At 68.7% G+C, this 14,776-nt stretch carries 12 protein-coding genes and 1 pseudogene; 7 read left to right on the forward strand and 6 right to left on the reverse strand.

The features are described from left to right. Positions 1-25: 25 nt before the first annotated feature. Both AC1DCT_RS16815 and AC1DCT_RS16820 read left to right on the forward strand, forming a co-directional pair. Positions 26-1,099 carry a glycosyltransferase gene (locus AC1DCT_RS16815; protein ID WP_477430403.1) on the forward strand — a complete coding sequence of 358 codons (1,074 nt, stop codon included), beginning with the start codon at positions 26-28 and terminating at the stop codon, positions 1,097-1,099. A gap of 96 nt (positions 1,100-1,195) precedes the next feature. Next, positions 1,196-3,649, forward strand: coding sequence for an FG-GAP repeat domain-containing protein (locus AC1DCT_RS16820; RefSeq protein ID WP_477430404.1), 2,454 nt, complete (start codon positions 1,196-1,198; stop codon positions 3,647-3,649). A gap of 45 nt (positions 3,650-3,694) precedes the next feature. Here the strand turns inward: AC1DCT_RS16820 and AC1DCT_RS16825 are convergent. Both AC1DCT_RS16825 and rfbB read right to left on the reverse strand, forming a co-directional pair. Further along, positions 3,695-4,231: pseudogene (locus AC1DCT_RS16825) on the reverse strand (dTDP-4-dehydrorhamnose 3,5-epimerase family protein); the annotation flags it as partial. Positions 4,232-4,251: 20 nt separating this feature from the next. Further along, positions 4,252-5,250 (reverse strand): dTDP-glucose 4,6-dehydratase, encoded by a 999-nt coding sequence (gene rfbB / locus AC1DCT_RS16830; RefSeq protein WP_477430405.1) that lies wholly within the window; start codon positions 5,248-5,250, stop codon positions 4,252-4,254. 86 nt (positions 5,251-5,336) lie between these two features. On the opposite strand from rfbB, the gene AC1DCT_RS16835 reads away from it, so the two are divergent. The 4 genes from AC1DCT_RS16835 to AC1DCT_RS16850 all read left to right on the forward strand — a co-directional run bounded on the left by AC1DCT_RS16835 (position 5,337) and on the right by AC1DCT_RS16850 (position 10,442). Continuing rightward, the gene (locus AC1DCT_RS16835) at positions 5,337-6,872 is read left to right on the forward strand and encodes a DUF2142 domain-containing protein (RefSeq protein WP_477230803.1); all 1,536 of its coding nucleotides are present in this window, start codon (positions 5,337-5,339) and stop codon (positions 6,870-6,872) included. Positions 6,873-6,915: 43 nt separating this feature from the next. Then, positions 6,916-8,547, forward strand: coding sequence for a DUF2142 domain-containing protein (locus tag AC1DCT_RS16840; RefSeq protein WP_477430406.1), 1,632 nt, complete (start codon positions 6,916-6,918; stop codon positions 8,545-8,547). A 72-nt stretch (positions 8,548-8,619) separates the two neighbouring features. After that, complete coding sequence (locus AC1DCT_RS16845) at positions 8,620-9,498, forward strand: chymotrypsin family serine protease (protein WP_477430407.1); 879 nt, start codon at positions 8,620-8,622, stop codon at positions 9,496-9,498. A gap of 56 nt (positions 9,499-9,554) precedes the next feature. After that, on the forward strand, positions 9,555-10,442 hold the full coding sequence (locus AC1DCT_RS16850; protein WP_477430408.1) for a chymotrypsin family serine protease: 888 nt from the start codon (positions 9,555-9,557) through the stop codon (positions 10,440-10,442). On the opposite strand, the gene AC1DCT_RS16855 is transcribed toward AC1DCT_RS16850, so the two are convergent. From AC1DCT_RS16855 to AC1DCT_RS16870, 4 genes are read right to left on the reverse strand one after another with little or no spacing between them, the layout of a single operon-like run. After that, positions 10,435-11,391, reverse strand: a complete 957-nt coding sequence (locus AC1DCT_RS16855; protein WP_477230799.1) for a glycosyltransferase family 2 protein — start codon at positions 11,389-11,391, stop codon at positions 10,435-10,437. The two genes, AC1DCT_RS16850 and AC1DCT_RS16855, sit on opposite strands and share 8 nt — an antisense overlap. Before the next feature lie 13 nt (positions 11,392-11,404). After that, positions 11,405-11,827, reverse strand: a complete 423-nt coding sequence (locus AC1DCT_RS16860; RefSeq protein WP_477230798.1) for a GtrA family protein — start codon at positions 11,825-11,827, stop codon at positions 11,405-11,407. After that, entirely contained in the window at positions 11,824-12,786 is a 963-nt protein-coding gene (locus tag AC1DCT_RS16865; protein WP_477230797.1) for a Gfo/Idh/MocA family protein, read from the reverse strand. The genes AC1DCT_RS16860 and AC1DCT_RS16865 overlap by 4 nt, the downstream gene beginning before the upstream one ends. Further along, entirely contained in the window at positions 12,783-13,889 is a 1,107-nt protein-coding gene (locus tag AC1DCT_RS16870; protein WP_477230796.1) for a DegT/DnrJ/EryC1/StrS family aminotransferase, read from the reverse strand. Before AC1DCT_RS16870 ends, AC1DCT_RS16865 begins: the two co-directional genes overlap by 4 nt. Before the next feature lie 102 nt (positions 13,890-13,991). On the opposite strand from AC1DCT_RS16870, the gene AC1DCT_RS16875 reads away from it, so the two are divergent. Next, positions 13,992-14,708 carry an acyl-ACP--UDP-N- acetylglucosamine O-acyltransferase gene (locus tag AC1DCT_RS16875; RefSeq protein WP_477430409.1) on the forward strand — a complete coding sequence of 239 codons (717 nt, stop codon included), beginning with the start codon at positions 13,992-13,994 and terminating at the stop codon, positions 14,706-14,708. Positions 14,709-14,776 lie beyond the last annotated feature (68 nt).

The following is a 14,776-nucleotide window of genomic DNA, read 5'->3' on the forward strand; positions in this document are numbered from 1 at the left end:
GGCGGCTCCCGGATAGGGTCGGAGCATGGCTGTGCTGCGGGTTGTGATGGACCAGGTGAACGACGTCGTCGACGCCGATCAGGCCGAGGCCGCCCGTTCCCTGATGCGGGGGCTGGCGGCGACCGCGCCGCCGAAGTGCACCGTCGAGGCGATCGTGCCGGGTGGCGGTTCCGAACTCGCCGTCGACGGCGCGGACTCCGAGCACCGCCTGATGCTGGCGCGTCGCGAGCTCGGCGCCGCCTGGCAGCTCGGCGTGGTCGCGGGCGTCGGCGGAGGCATGATCCACGCGCCCACGCTCTTCGCCCCTCTCGCCAAGCACGACAGGGCCAACGACTATGACCAGACTGTCGTCACGGTGTGGGACCTGCGCGCCTGGGCCGCGCCCGAGCAGCTCTCCCGGGCGAGCGCGCTCTGGCAGCGCAGCATGCTCAAGCGCGCCGTGAAGCACGCCGATGCCGTCGTCGTGCCCACGCACGCGATGGCCGAGCAGCTCGCCGCCCTCGGCAGGTTCGGGGACCGCATCCGGGTGATCCCCGGTGCCGCGCCGGAGGGCTTCGCCATCCCGCTCGACGCAGGGCCCCGCCGCACCGAGCTCGGCGCGCCGGCGCGCTACGTCGTCGCCACGGGCACGGCGGAGACGCTCGCGCCCGTCTTCGCCGCGGCGGTCGACAGCGACGCGGACGCCTTCGTGCTGGATGCGCCGGAGGGATCCGCTGCCGCAATCGCCGAGGCCGCCGCGGCTGCGAGGCTCGCGGCGCCCCGTGTGCACGTGCTGGGGCAGCTGGACACGCCGGATCGGGCTGCGCTGCTGGCCGGTGCGCTCGCCTTCACGGCGGCGGATCCCGCGCCGGTCTGGCCCTGGCGGCTGGTCGAGGCGCTCAGTCTGGGCGTGCCCGTGATCGCAGCAGGGAGCGGTGCGCACCGCGACGTGCTCGCCGAGGGCGGTCTGCTCGTGCCTCCGGACGGATTCACGGACGCCCTGCGTGATGCGGCGGGAGAGGGCGCGCGCCGCCTGTCCGTGCTCGCGGCAGACCGTTCGAGGGCCTACTCCTGGAACGGGTCGGCGGAGCGGGTCTGGACATTGCACGCCGAGTTGTGACGATGCGGAGGCCGTGAAGGCGGACGAACCGCTTCATTCCGCGGATCTTTGCGTGTCCGCAGCGGGGATTCACCCCCGACCCCACAGAATGTCACCATGACAGGACATGGCCCGGGTCCCGTGCGCGCTCACGCGCCCCGACGCTGGATGATCGGGGTGCTCGTCATCGCCGCCGTCGCACTCTCCCTCCTGGCTCCGATCACGAAGGCTGGTTCGCCCGCCTCCGCCGCACAGACGCGCAGCGACACTTCGCGGACACCCGCGTCGTCGTCTGCAGCGACTGCGGTGCGTCCGGCGACGTTGGTCGGGTGGAACGCCGGCAACATCATCAGCGACGCCGTCTTCACGAACAAGGCGACCATGACGGTGGACCAGATCCAAGCCTTCTTCAACGCGAAGGTGCCGACCTGCCAGAGCGGCTACACCTGCCTCAAGGACTTCCGCGTCACGTCTCAGAATCGTCCCGCCGACGCGTACTGCAGCGGCTACACCGGGGTTGCGAACGAGAGCGCAGCGAGCATCATCTACCGCGTCTCGCAGTCGTGCAACATCAACCCTCAGGTGCTGATCGTGATGCTCCAGAAGGAGCAGGGTCTGGTCACGCACACGTGGCCCAGCAACTGGCGCTACGACAGCGCTCTCGGGCAGGGCTGCCCGGACGATGCCGCCTGCGATCCGAGCTATGTCGGCTTCTTCCAGCAGATCTATGGCGCGGCGCGTCAGATGCAGATCTACATGGAGGGCCGGTGGTTCACATGGTATGCGCCGGGCAACACCTGGAACATCCTTTACAACCCCAATCAGGCCTGCGGATCCGGACCGGTCTACGTCGCGAACAAGGCAACCGCAGCGCTGTACTACTACACGCCGTACCAGCCCGACGCGGCGGCTCTGCGTGCCGGGTACGGCGAGGGAGACTCCTGCTCCGCCTATGGCAACCGCAACTTCTACAATTACTTCACAGACTGGTTCGGCTCCACGCAGACGGTGACCCCTGCGCAGCCGCCGGTGAGCCTGCAGCCGTTCAATACGGCCGGTCACGTCCTGGCGGTGAATGCGGCCGGGCAGTTGCTCGCTTATCCGTTCAAGAACGTCGCCTGGGGGGCGCCCGTCCAGGTCGGATACGGTTTCGCGGGTAGGAAGGTCTTCGGCGTCGGTGATCTGAACGGCGATGGCAACCGGGATGCGATCGATGTCAGAGCCGATGGCACGGTGGACCTCATCGCAGGGACCGGGTCGGGGTACGACGCGGTCAGGACCCTTTCTGTGAACTGGTCAGGGGCGGCCCTCATCGCGCCCGCCGGTGACTTCGACGGGGACGGCATCCCGGATATGTTCACCACTCGAGCGGACGGGACGCTTCTGCTGTGGCGGGGAACAGCGCAGGGTGGGTTCCGCGAGGGGATTCCTGTGGGATCGGGCTGGAAGGGTTTCACCGCGCTGGTGGGCGGGGTGGATGTTTCCGGAGACGGTATCCCGGATCTCATCGGACGGACGTCCAATGGGAGTCTCAACGTATACTTCGGCGATGGCCACGGCAGTTGGACCGGGCAGCGTCTGATCGGTCCCGGCTGGAACGGCATGACGGCCATCTTCAGCCCGGGAGACTTCGGCAGTGACGGGACCGCCGATTTACTCGCTCGCGACGCTCAGGGGCGGCTGTTTCTCTATGCGGGTCTCGGCGGGGGCGCATTCTCCAGTGGGACGTTGATCGGCGGCGGCTGGGACGTCATGACGTCGGTGAGCGGACCCGGGCCCGCTGTGACCAGGGCGCGTGCCCTGCCGGCCGGCGCCGGAGACCTCAGCGGCGACAGGGCCCCCGACGTCCTCGCGCTCACGTCCGCGGGTGCGCTGGCCGTCTATCGCGGCGACGGATCCGGAGGATGGGGTGCCGTCTCGTTCCCGCGCACCGACTGGACCGGGCAGGCGCGCCTGATCCCGCTCGGCGATTTCACCGGTGACGGGTTCCGCGACGTCGGCAGCATCGACGGGTCTGGGATCTTCCGGCTCTGGAAGGGTGATGGGTCTGGCGGCTTCTCGGATCCGATGGTGATCGGCTCCGGATGGGATCCGAAACAGGTGATCGTCGGCAGCATGGACTTCGACGGCGATGGGAATCCCGACGTGCTCATGCGGAACAGTTCCGGCGACCTGCTGCTCTACCGAGGCAATGGCATCGGCGGCTGGGTCACCGGCCGCGGAGAGAAGATCGGCGTGGGCTGGGGCGTGTTCGACACGGTGTTCTACGCCGGCGACTTCGATGGGGACCGCCGCGGAGACCTGATCGCGCGGCGCATCGACGACGGATCGCTCTGGCTCTATGGCAGCAACGGGACAGGATCCTGGGCCACCATCCGGCCGATCGGGGCAGGGTGGTCGGGCATGACCGCCATCTTCTCGACCGGTGATTTCGACGGTGACGGAACGGCGGACGTGATCGCTCGTCTTCCCGACGGCAGTCTCGTCCTGTACCGGGGGGACGGTACCGGTTCCTGGAAGGGGTCATCCACGATCGGATCCGGGTGGTCGGTGTTCAGCCAGATCGATTGATCGTCCGAGGCGGTGCGGAGATGCGGTGCGGCCTGTTCAGAACCGCATCGGGGAGACGTCGGCAAGACGCGGGTGCGCCAGATCCTTGGCGGACAGCTCCGCGTCTTCGAGGGGAAGCGGCCAGTCGATCGCAACCGTTTCGTCGGCGAGGTTGAGGAACGTGTACTTCGCGTCGGGGGACCAGTGCGCATTCACGAGGTACGTGTAGGCGGTGGAGTCCTCGAGTGTCTGGAAGGCGTTGCCCACTCCTCGTGGCACGAAGACGGCCACGGACGGATCGATGACCGTCGTGAACACGGTGCCGAAGCCCGCACCCTCGCGGAGATCGACCCACGCGCCGAACACGCTGCCGGTCGCCACAGAGATGTACTTGTCCCATGGCTCGGCGTGGATCCCGCGCGTGGTCCCGCGGCTCTTGTTGAACGAGATGTTGTTCTGCACCGGTCCGAGATCAGGAAGACCCAGTGCGGTCATCTTCTCCCGTTGCCAGTTCTCCTTGAACCAGCCGCGGTTGTCGCCGTGCACCGGAATGTCGATGACCTGCAGACCCTCGATCGGCGCGGCCCGCAACGCGAGAGGCAGCCCGAAGCGGATCCCGCCGCTCACTGGCCGGTCTCCGCGTACTTGCGCTCGGTGGCGGACTTCTGCGGACGCCACCAGTCCTCGTTCTCGCGGTACCAGCGCACCGTGTCGACGATGCCCGTCGAGAAGTCGGAGAATCGCGGCTTCCAACCGAGCTCATCCCGCAGGCGCGTCCAGTCGATCGCGTAGCGGCGGTCGTGGCCCGCGCGGTCCGTGACGAGGTCGTAGTCGTCGGCGGGGCGGCCCATCTCCTGGAGGATGAGCTCGATGACCTCGCGGTTCGTCTTCTCCCCGTCGGCGCCGATCAGGTACGTCTCGCCGATCGCTCCGGCATCCAGGATGCGCAGCACCGCGGACGAGTGATCGTCCGCGTGGATCCAGTCGCGCACGTTGAGTCCGTCGCCGTACAGGCGCGGCCGGACCCCGTCGATGAGGTTCGTGATCTGGCGCGGGATGAACTTCTCCACGTGCTGGCGAGGCCCGTAGTTGTTCGAGCAGTTGCTGATCGTGGCCTGCACGGCGAACGAGCGTACCCACGCACGCACGAGCAGGTCGGATCCGGCCTTGGTCGAGGAGTACGGGCTGGACGGGTTGTACGGGGTCTGCTCGGTGAACCGTGCAGGGTCGTCGAGCTCGAGGTCGCCGTAGACCTCGTCGGTCGAGATGTGATGGAACCGGACCCCCGTGCGCCGGGCCGCCTCGAGCAGCGTGAAGGTGCCGATCAGGTTGGTATGCACGAACGGCGCGGGCCCGCTCAGGGAGTTGTCGTTGTGGGACTCGGCGGCGTAGTGCACGACGGCGTCGTGCTCGCCGAACAGGCGTCCGACCAGCTCCGCATCGCAGATGTCACCCTCGACGAACCGGAACCGGTCGGCGGGCAGACCCGCCAGCGAGGCGGTGTTTCCCGCGTAGGTCAGCTTGTCGAGCACCGTCACGGTGTCGTCGGTGTTCTCGAGTACGTAGTGAACGAAGTTGGAGCCGATGAAGCCGGCTCCGCCCGTGACCAGGAGTCTGCGCATCCCTCGATGATACCGGGCGGTACCTGGGTTCCCCGGCGACGGTGGGCCACCCGGGCGGTCGTGCGCCCGCTCTATATACTCGCCGGGTGGCAGAAACTCCCCGCGGCATCGCACCTCTCGAACGCACGGCACGACGCGGGGGCGTACGACTCCTCCTCCTGGTTCCACTGCTGCTCCTGGTCGCGCTGAGCGCATGGGCCGCGGCGACGCCGGTGGGCGGATCGCCGGACGAGAACTACCACCTCGCGAGCATCTGGTGCGGCGCGGGCGAGCGGCCGGGGCTCTGCGAGAGCGCGCCGGACGGGACGGGGGAGCGGGTGCCGTGGGCGACGATCGCGTCGCAGTGCTACGCGTTCCATCCCGAGGTCGCGGCGACGTGTCAGGACGAGGTGCTCGGATCGGATCCGAATCACCTCGTCAGCACCACGCACGTGAACTCCGTCGCGCACTACTACTCGCCCCTCTACTACGCGGTGCTGAGCCCCCTCGCGTCCCAGGACGTCCCGCTCTCGACCATCGTCATCCGGATCGTGAACGTGGTCCTGTTCGTCGGCATTGCATCGGTGCTGTTCTGGGTGCTGCCCTCGCGCCGTCGCCCCCTGCTCGTGGTGTCCATGGCCGTCACGATGGTGCCCTGGGGTGTGTTCCTGATCGCGTCGGTCAACCCCAGCGGCTGGGCCGTCCTGGCCGGCGGCACGGTGTGGCTCGCCGTTCTCGGCTTCCTGGAGAGCACCGGCTGGCGGCGCATCGTGCTCGGGGCGCTCGCGGCGCTCACCACGGTGATGGGCGCCGGAGCCCGGTCCGACATGGCCGTGTATGCGGTGCTGGGAATGGTCGCCGCCGTGCTGCTCGCGATGCGCGGGCGCGACGGCAGGCGGTTCTGGCTGTCGGTCATCCTGCCGGTCGTGCTCTCGCTGGTGTGCTTCGTGCTCTTCCTCACCGCGCAGCAGATCGGCGTGTGGCAGAACGGAGCGGCGCCGGGCAGTGGCGGGACGACCCGGCACGGCTGGAGCCTGTTGCTGCACAACCTGCTCAACGTGCCGTCGCTGATCGTCGGCTCGCTGGGCACCTCGTCGCTGGGCTGGAACGATGTGGTGATCCCGCCGATCGCGTGGGTCGGCACGTTCTTCGTGCTCGCGGCGGCGCTGTTCACCGGCATCGCAACGATGAACTGGCGCAAGGGCCTCGTGCTGGGCGTCACGGCGATCGCGCTGGTCTCGCTGCCCCTGTATCTGCTGCAGCGCAGTCTCACCGAGGTCGGCGGCCTGGTGCATCCGCGTTACCTGCTTCCGCTGCTGATCATGTTCGCCGGGTTCGCGCTGCTTCCCGTCGGCGCGCGCTGGGTGCGGGTGTCGCCGCTGCAGGCGTGGCTCGTGGCGGCGGTGCTGTCCGGGGCGAACGCCGTGTCGATGTTCAGCAACATCCGCCGGTACACGCTCGGGGGAGCGCCGGGCGTCACGCTCAGCGCACCGGGCAGCTGGTGGTGGAGCGCGGGTGTGCCGCAGCCGTCGATCGTCTTCGCCGCCGGATCCCTCGCGTTCGCCGCGGCGCTCGCGCTGCTGACGGTGCACTTCCTCTCCCGGCAGCGCGCCCGGTTGTCGCCCGGCGTGGTCGCGGCCTGAGGTGGCGCCCGAGCGGACGCGGCCGCTTCTATATACTCGCCGGGTGGCAGAAAACGGCAACGAGACGGCATCCCTCGAACGCGGCGCACGGCGCGGATCCTCTCGATTCCTCCTTCTGCTGGTGCCGCTGCTGATGCTGATCACGCTGGGCTCCTGGGCGGTCTCGTCGCCTACCGGGAGCTCGCCCGACGACAACTACCACCTCGCGAGCATCTGGTGCGGCGCGGGCGACCGTCCCGGGCTCTGCGAGATCGCCCCGGACGGGTCCGAGGCGCGCGTGCCGTGGTCGACCGTGGCGTCGCCGTGCTACTACTTCCAGCCGAGCGTCACGGCGAACTGCCAGAAGGAGGTCTTCGGATCCGATCCCAATCACCTCGTGACGACGGAGCACGTGAACTCCGTCGCGCACTACTACTCGCCGGTCTACTACGCGATCCTCAGTGTCTTCGCCTCTGACCACGTGTCGGCGTCGGTCATCGCAATGCGCCTCGTCAACTCCCTGATCTTCGTGGTGATCACGTCGGTGCTTTTCTGGGTGCTGCCGCGTCGCCGACGGCCGTTGCTGGTCGTCTCGATGGCGGTGACGCTGCTGCCGTGGGGCGTGTTCCTCGTCACGTCCGTCAACCCCAGCGGCTGGGCGGTGCTGGCGGGCGGCACCGTGTGGCTGGCGGTGCTCGGATTCCTGGAGAGTACGGGCTGGCGGCGCGTCGTGCTCGGCGTGCTCGCAGCGGTCACGGCGTTGGTGGGCGCCGGCGCCCGCTCGGACATGGCGGTGTACGCGGTGATCGGGATGGTCGCCGCGGTCTTCCTCGCCATGCGCGGTCGCGGCGGCCGACGGTTCTGGCTGTCCGTGATCCTCCCGGCGGTGCTGTCGCTGGCCTGCTTCGGTCTGTTCCTGTCCGCGCAGCAGGTGGGACTGTGGCAGAACGGCGTCGCCCCGGGCAGCGGGGGAACGACACGGCAGGGCCTGGACCTGCTGGTGCACAACCTCCTCAACGTGCCCACGCTGGTGTTCGGCTCGCTCGGCACCTGGCCGCTGGGCTGGAACGATGTGACGCTTCCGCCCGTGGTGTGGGTCGGCACGCTCCTGGTGTTCGGAGCTGCGGTCTTCACCGGCCTAGCGACGATGAACTGGCGCAAGGCGGTCGTCGTGTGCGGTGCGGGGATCGCCCTCGTCGCGCTGCCCCTGTACCTGCTGCAGCGCAGCCTGACCGAGGTCGGCGGGCTCGTGCACCCCCGCTACATGCTTCCGCTGTTGATCATGTTCGTCGGATTCGTCCTGTTCCCCGTCGGTGCGCGCTGGGCGCGCGTGACCCCGCTGCAGGCCTGGCTGGTCGTGGCGGTGCTCTCCGCTGCGAACGCGGTGTCCCTGTACAGCAACATCCGCCGCTACACGCTCGGCGGAGCGCCGGGCGTATCGCTCAGCGCTCCGGGCAGCTGGTGGTGGAGTTCCGGTGTGCCGCAGCCGTCGATCGTGTTCGCCTGCGGATCCATCGCATTCGCTGCGGCGCTTGCGCTGCTGGCGGTCCATCTCCTCGCGCAGCAGCGGATGGCTCCGCCTCGTCCGCACGGCAGCGCGGCCGGTGACGTGTCCGCGGCGCCCGCGGAGGCCGCCCGCGCTCGCGATTCGGCGTCCGGAGCGGGCGTTTCGACGCCCTCCGCCTCCGCTTTCTGACCGACCGCTCGCCACGGTCGTCTCTTCGTGCCGGGGGTCGTACCCCGGCCTCAATACCAGTATGTTCAGACCATGGAATCGTTGACAGAACGCCGACCGAGCCGTCGCATCATGCTGAGAGGGGCGGCTGTCCTCGTGCTCGCCGTCGCCGCCCTCGTCGCGACGACGCAGGCGGCGTCGGCGATGTCGCCGGTCTATCCCGCCGACGGATACGACTACAGCCCGGGGGAGCCCGCGATCTTCACGCCCGTCGGGGGGCAGGCCGGTTCAATGTATGACAGGGCGTGCACGGCAGGCTTCGCGATCGCCGGCGACGACGGATTCTTCCTCCTCGCCGCGCAGGACTGCAAGCGCCCCGGCCTTACCGATACGTACGACGGCAACGTCCGTGGCGACGCGGGCATCTTTGCCCATGATTTCGCGCGCCGGAGCACGGATCCGACGTTCCTGCTGCGGATGACGGACGGGAACGACGCACACCAGCTCGTCGTCGACCCGACGACGGGCGAGATGCCGGGGAACGGGGCGATTCAGGGATGGATGCCGAGCTCGGAGCAGGCCGTCGGCCTCCTGATTGGCAAGATGGGCATCAGCTCGGGCTGGACGGAGGGCGAGATCCTCGGCACAGCGCCCGGACGATACGGCGAGCTGCTGCTGTGCACCGACGCCCCAGCGGCTCCTGGGGATATCGGGGGACCCGTGTGGCGCTCGGACTCGGCAGGGCTCCGGGCGCTCGGAACCGTGGTCGCCATCTCGGACCAGGGCGGCGCGTGCTATCGACCGATCCAGGAGACGCTGTATCAGTACGGCGCCTACCTGCCCTCGTTCGGCCCGGACCAGGGGAGGCCGTCATGGGGGACCTTCGCACCCGGTATGGCCTCCTACTCTGGAACTCTGGCCAACGTGGCGCCATGGCGCACGATTGAGCACGGGGAAGACTGGCGCGAGTGATTCGACTCCTGACCCGGATCACGGATGGCGGCGAAGAGTTGCCACAAGGACATCCCGTGCTCTCGCCGACCGGAGAACTCCTGCGCCGGAGACTGAAGACGATGCGGCTGCTCCTCGGCGTCGCAGCGGTGGCCCTGCTTGCGCTGCCCCTGACCACCGGCGGTGCAGCCTCCGCTCAGATCGAGCCGGTACCCGTCGCCGAAGGGTACGACTTCTACCCGGGCGAGCCCGCCATCTGGGGAAGCGTCGGCGGCACCGCCGGTGCGTACTACGACAAGGCGTGCACGGGCGGCTTCGCCATCGCCGGCGACTCCGGCTTCTTCCTCACCACCGCTGCCGCGTGCTCGGTCGGGATCTCCGCCGACGGCAGCATCCGCACGGATGAGGGCTACTACGCCGACGTCTTCGCACGTCGCAGCAGCGATCCGACCGTGCTGCTGCGGATGCGTCCAGGCAACGACGCGTTCCAGCTCGTCGTCGATCCGACGACCGGTGCGATGCCCGGGGACGGCCTGGTCAGAGGCTGGATGCCGAGCGTCGAGCAGTCCGCCGGCATGCTGATAGGGAAGATGGGCATCGACACCGGGTGGACCGAGGGCGTCATCCTCGGCACCGCCCCCGGCTTCTACGGGGACACCGTGCTGTGCACCGACGCGCCCGCAGGCCCCGGCGATGTGGGCGGCCCCGTGTGGCGGGACGACGAGTTCGGGCTGCGCGCGCTCGGCACCGTCGTCGGCATCACCGACCAGGGCGGCGCCTGCTATCGCCCCATTCAGGAGACGTTGTACCAGTACGGCGCGTACCTGCCGAGCTTCGGGCCGGATCAGGGTCGGCCGAGCTGGGGCACATTCGCGCCAGGGATGCCGGCATACGCCGGCACCGCGGGCGTCGTGTACGGGGGCCGCATCATCGACAAGGGCGACGACTGGCGCCTCGTCAACTGAACGGTTCGTACTCGGGGCGGGACGGGCTGGCCTGGATGTCGAGCTGCAGCGCGCTGATGAGCATTTGTATGCCGAGCATGAGCGGCAGTGCCGCGAGCATGACGGTCGCGGCCGTCGCGACGACGGAGCTCGCGATCTGGAAGCACACCCAGATCGCGATGACCACGCCGATCAGGGACAGCGCCATGCCGAAGAACAGCAGCAGCGCAACGGGAGAAAACGACCACAGCACGTAGCGGTACCAGATCCGCCGCCAGAACCCGCGGAAGAGCAGGTTCATCAGCTCGGGCACCACCTTGGACAGTCGGATGCTCGACACCTCTTCGCCGTAGACGGCGGGGATCGGAACGTCCACGGCGCCGACCTGCAGGATGTTGAGGTGGATCAGCAGGTCGTTCTCGAAGCTGTAGCGCGGGGACACGCGATCGAGGGGCACGCGCTTGAGAACCTCGGTCCGCACCGCGGTGTAGCCGTTCTGCGGGTCGAACAGGTTCCAGTAGCCCGACGCCAGCTTCGTCATGAAGGACAGCACGATGTTGCCGAAGATCCGGTAGCCGGGCATGCCCTCGAAGGACTCGGGGGAGAAGAACCGGTTCGCCTTGGCGAAGCCGTAGCCGTCCTTGGTCACGCGGTCCAGAAGGTCCGGCAGGTAGGCGGGATCCATCTGCGCGTCGCCGGCCATGATCACGTTGACGTCGGCGCCGAGGTCCATCGCGGTCTTGTGGCCGGTCACGATCGCGCCGCCCACGCCCTGGTTGACCTCGTGACGGATCAGTGTGACGCGCGGATCAGCGATCTCGGTGACGACCTCGCTGGTCCGGTCGGGGCTGTGGTCGTCGATGATGACGATGTGGTCGACGAACTCCGGCATCGTGGAGATGACCGTCGAGATCATCTTCTCTTCCTTGTACGCCGGTACGACGGCGGCGATGCGTGCTCCGTGATACACGTTTGACTCTCTTTCAGCGGCTGCGGTCGGCGAAGACCCAGTACCGGTACGCGAAGTAGTTCCAGATGGTGGTCGCCGCCGTGGCGACGACCTTGCCGACGGCCCAGCCCGCGGGCGTCGTGTCGATCAGCGCGACGATAGCGGCTGTGGCGAGCGTGTTGAACACGACCAGGATCGTGTACTTCAGCAGCGTGCGGCCGTGGGGTGCACGCGACTCGAAGGTGAAGTATCGCTGGATCGTATAGGTGAACGCGAAGCTGAGCACGAACGCGCTGCCCGCTGCGAGCCACGTCGGCCAGCCGAACACCTGATGGAACAGGGCGAGCAGGCCGATGTCGACCAGGAACGCCAGTCCACCCGCCAGAAGATACCGGATCGCGCTACGGCGGCTCGACGAGATCCAGGCACCCGTCCGAGGGGGAGGGGCAGCGGTCATACCGAGGCACGCTCCGCGATGACGTGATCGATCACCTGGTGCGACGGAAGGATGCTGCGTCGCTCTGCTGCGGCGTCCACCCGCCCGTCGATCACGTCGATGAAGCGCGCGAACTGCGCGGTCAGCGGCTCCGGTGCCGGGGGGATCTCCGGGATCTCGATGATCGTCTGCTGTCGGTAGCTGGGTCCGTCGTCGACGGACGCCTCGGAGACGTGACGATAGATCGTGAGGTTGCGACGGAGCAGATCGACCTCGATGAGGCGATCGATCTCGTGGATGGTCAGCGTGCGGACCTTGTGCTGCCCGATCCGGCTGGCCGAGATCTGGGCCACGGCCCCGCCGTCGAACCCGAGGATCGTAGCAGCGACGTCCTCGGCTCCGGTCGCCGACTCCGGATGGAAGAATCCGAGCCGCGACGAGATCGTCTCGGGCTGACCACCGATGAGGTTGATCGCCAGGTCGACGTCGTGCACGAGGAGGTCCCAGGCCACCCCGGTGCGGATGCGCGGAGCGTACGGGGAGTGGCGCGTCGCGGTCACGTGCAGCGGCTCGGTGAGCGCGGAGCGCGCCGCGATCACGGCGGGGTTGTAGCGCTCGAGGAGGCCGCACATGATCGGCAGATCGCGCTGCTCGGCGACGTCGAGGATCTCCTCGGTGCGCAGCAGGCTGTCCGCCACGGGCTTCTCGATCAGCAGCGGGCGGTTCTGCCCGAGGACCTGCATGGCGAGCGGGTGATGCGCCTCGGTCGCGGCCGCGATGACGACGGCGTCGTAGTCGCCGAGGTCGGGGAGCTCGGGGCGCCAGGTGGCCCCGAACCGCTCCGCGACCGCGCGCCCGACGTCTTCGCGCGGATCCACGAGAACCGCCAGTTCCGCACCGTCGGACTGGCTGATCACGCGGGCGTGGTGCGAGCCCATGCTCCCCGCGCCGACGAGGACGACCTGCTTCGCGGCGCTCACGCGTGCTCCGCCACGATCGCGGCCACGGTCTCTGCGACCTGATCGAGCTCGCCGTCGGTCAGCGCCGCGTGGACGGGAAGCGACAGTGCCTGCGCGGTCAACCGGGTGGCTATGGGGACGTCGCTGATCCGCACCTGGGGGTTGTCGCGGTAGGCGTCGTAGTCGAAGGTGAGCTTCGGGTAGTAGATGCCGCTGCCGATGCCGCGTTCCGTGAGCTCGGCCGCCAGTGCGTCGCGCGTGATGCCGGCCTCATCGGTGACCCGGATCGTGTACTGGTGCCAGACGTGACCCCGCCCCTCGGCTTCGCGCGGGACCTCGATGCCGGCGACCGACTCGAGGATCGACGAGAGCCGAGCGGCGTTCGCGCGGCGCCGCGCGACCGTGTCCTCGTAGCGCGCGATCTGAGGGAGTGCGAGAGCGGCCTGCAGGTCGGTCAGGCGGTAGTTGTTGCCGGCCATCTCGTACTGGTAGCGCGCTCGCATGCCCTGGTTGCGCAGCAGACGGAGGCGGTCCGCGAGAGCGTCGTCGTCCGTGGTGATCATGCCGCCCTCGCCGGTGGTCATGTTCTTCGTCGCATAGAACGAGAACGTGCCCAGCCCGTAGGAGCCGGCGAAGCGGCCACGGTAGGTGGCGCCCTGAGCCTGGGCCGAGTCCTCGAGGATCCGCAGATCACGGGAAGAGGCGAGCTCCTGGATCGGATCCATGTCGGCCATCTGTCCGTAGAGGTGCACCGGGGCGACCACGCGGGTGCGATCCGTGACCGCGGCCTCGATCGCGGCGGGGTCGATGTTGAAGTCGTCCTCGCGGGCATCGGCGAACACCGCGGTCGCTCCGGCCTGCAGGATCGCGTTGAGCGTCGCGACGAACGTGAACGGCGTCGTGATGACCTCGTCGCCGGGCCCCAGGTCGAGCACCTGCAGGGCCGCGATGAGGGCGGTCGTGCCGTTGTTCACAGCGATGGCATGCGGGGAGCCGTAGCGCTCGGCGAACTCCTGCTCGAGACGCGCGACCTTCGGCCCCTGCGCGATCAGACCGGACCGGAGAACTTCGAGGACGAGCGCTTCTTCTTCTTCGCCGAATCGGACGTGCGTGATAGGTATCATGTGCTCTCGAACTGGTAGAACGGCGCACCGCTGGCACAGCGGTTGCATCAAACGGACGCTCCGAGCTTACCGCCCGGCGCGCGCAGCGACAGCGAGGCACAGATGAACACGATCCATCCCACGGCGGTGATCTCGCCGGACGTCGTGCTCGGGACGGGAAACACCATCGGTCCGTTCGTGGTCATCGAGGGGCCGGTCACGATCGGGGACGACAACTGGATCGGCGCCGGCGCCGTGATCGGGTGCCCGCCGGAGGTGCGTTCGTTCCCGCACCCGCGCGAGGCGGCAGACCCCCGCGGCGGAGGGGTCGTGATCGGCAACCGCAACACGATCCGCGAGTACGCCCAGATCCACCAGGGCTGGAAGGCGCAGACGCGCATCGGGGACGACGCGTTCATCATGAACCAGGTCTACGTGGCTCACGACTGCGTTCTCGGCGACCGCGTGACGCTGGCGTCGAGCGTTCTGCTGGCGGGCCACGTGCGCATCGGAGACGGCGCGAACCTGGGGCTCGGGACGTCTGTGCATCAGTTCCGCACGGTCGGCGTCGGCGGCATGATCGGGATGGGGTCCGTGGTGACGCGCGACCTTCCGCCGTACGCCAAGGCGTTCGGCTCCCCGGCGACCGTGCGCGGCGCGAACGTCATCGGCATGGAGCGCTCCGGCGTGGCCGAGCGCGTCATCGAGGCGCTGCGCGAGCTCTACGGAGGCCGCACGGAGGCGCCGGTCTTCGATCCCGCCGCGTTCGACGGGCTCGACCCCGCGATCATCGGAGCGGTGGAGCTGTGGCTGCGAGGACGCCCGGAATCGGCGCGCTGAGCGGTCACGGCGGGCGCGCCACGCCGTCACGTGGCCGCACGGCGGCGTGAGCGACTGGTTTGGCAGAT

This window comes from Microbacterium sp. 10L49 (assembly GCF_056395125.1).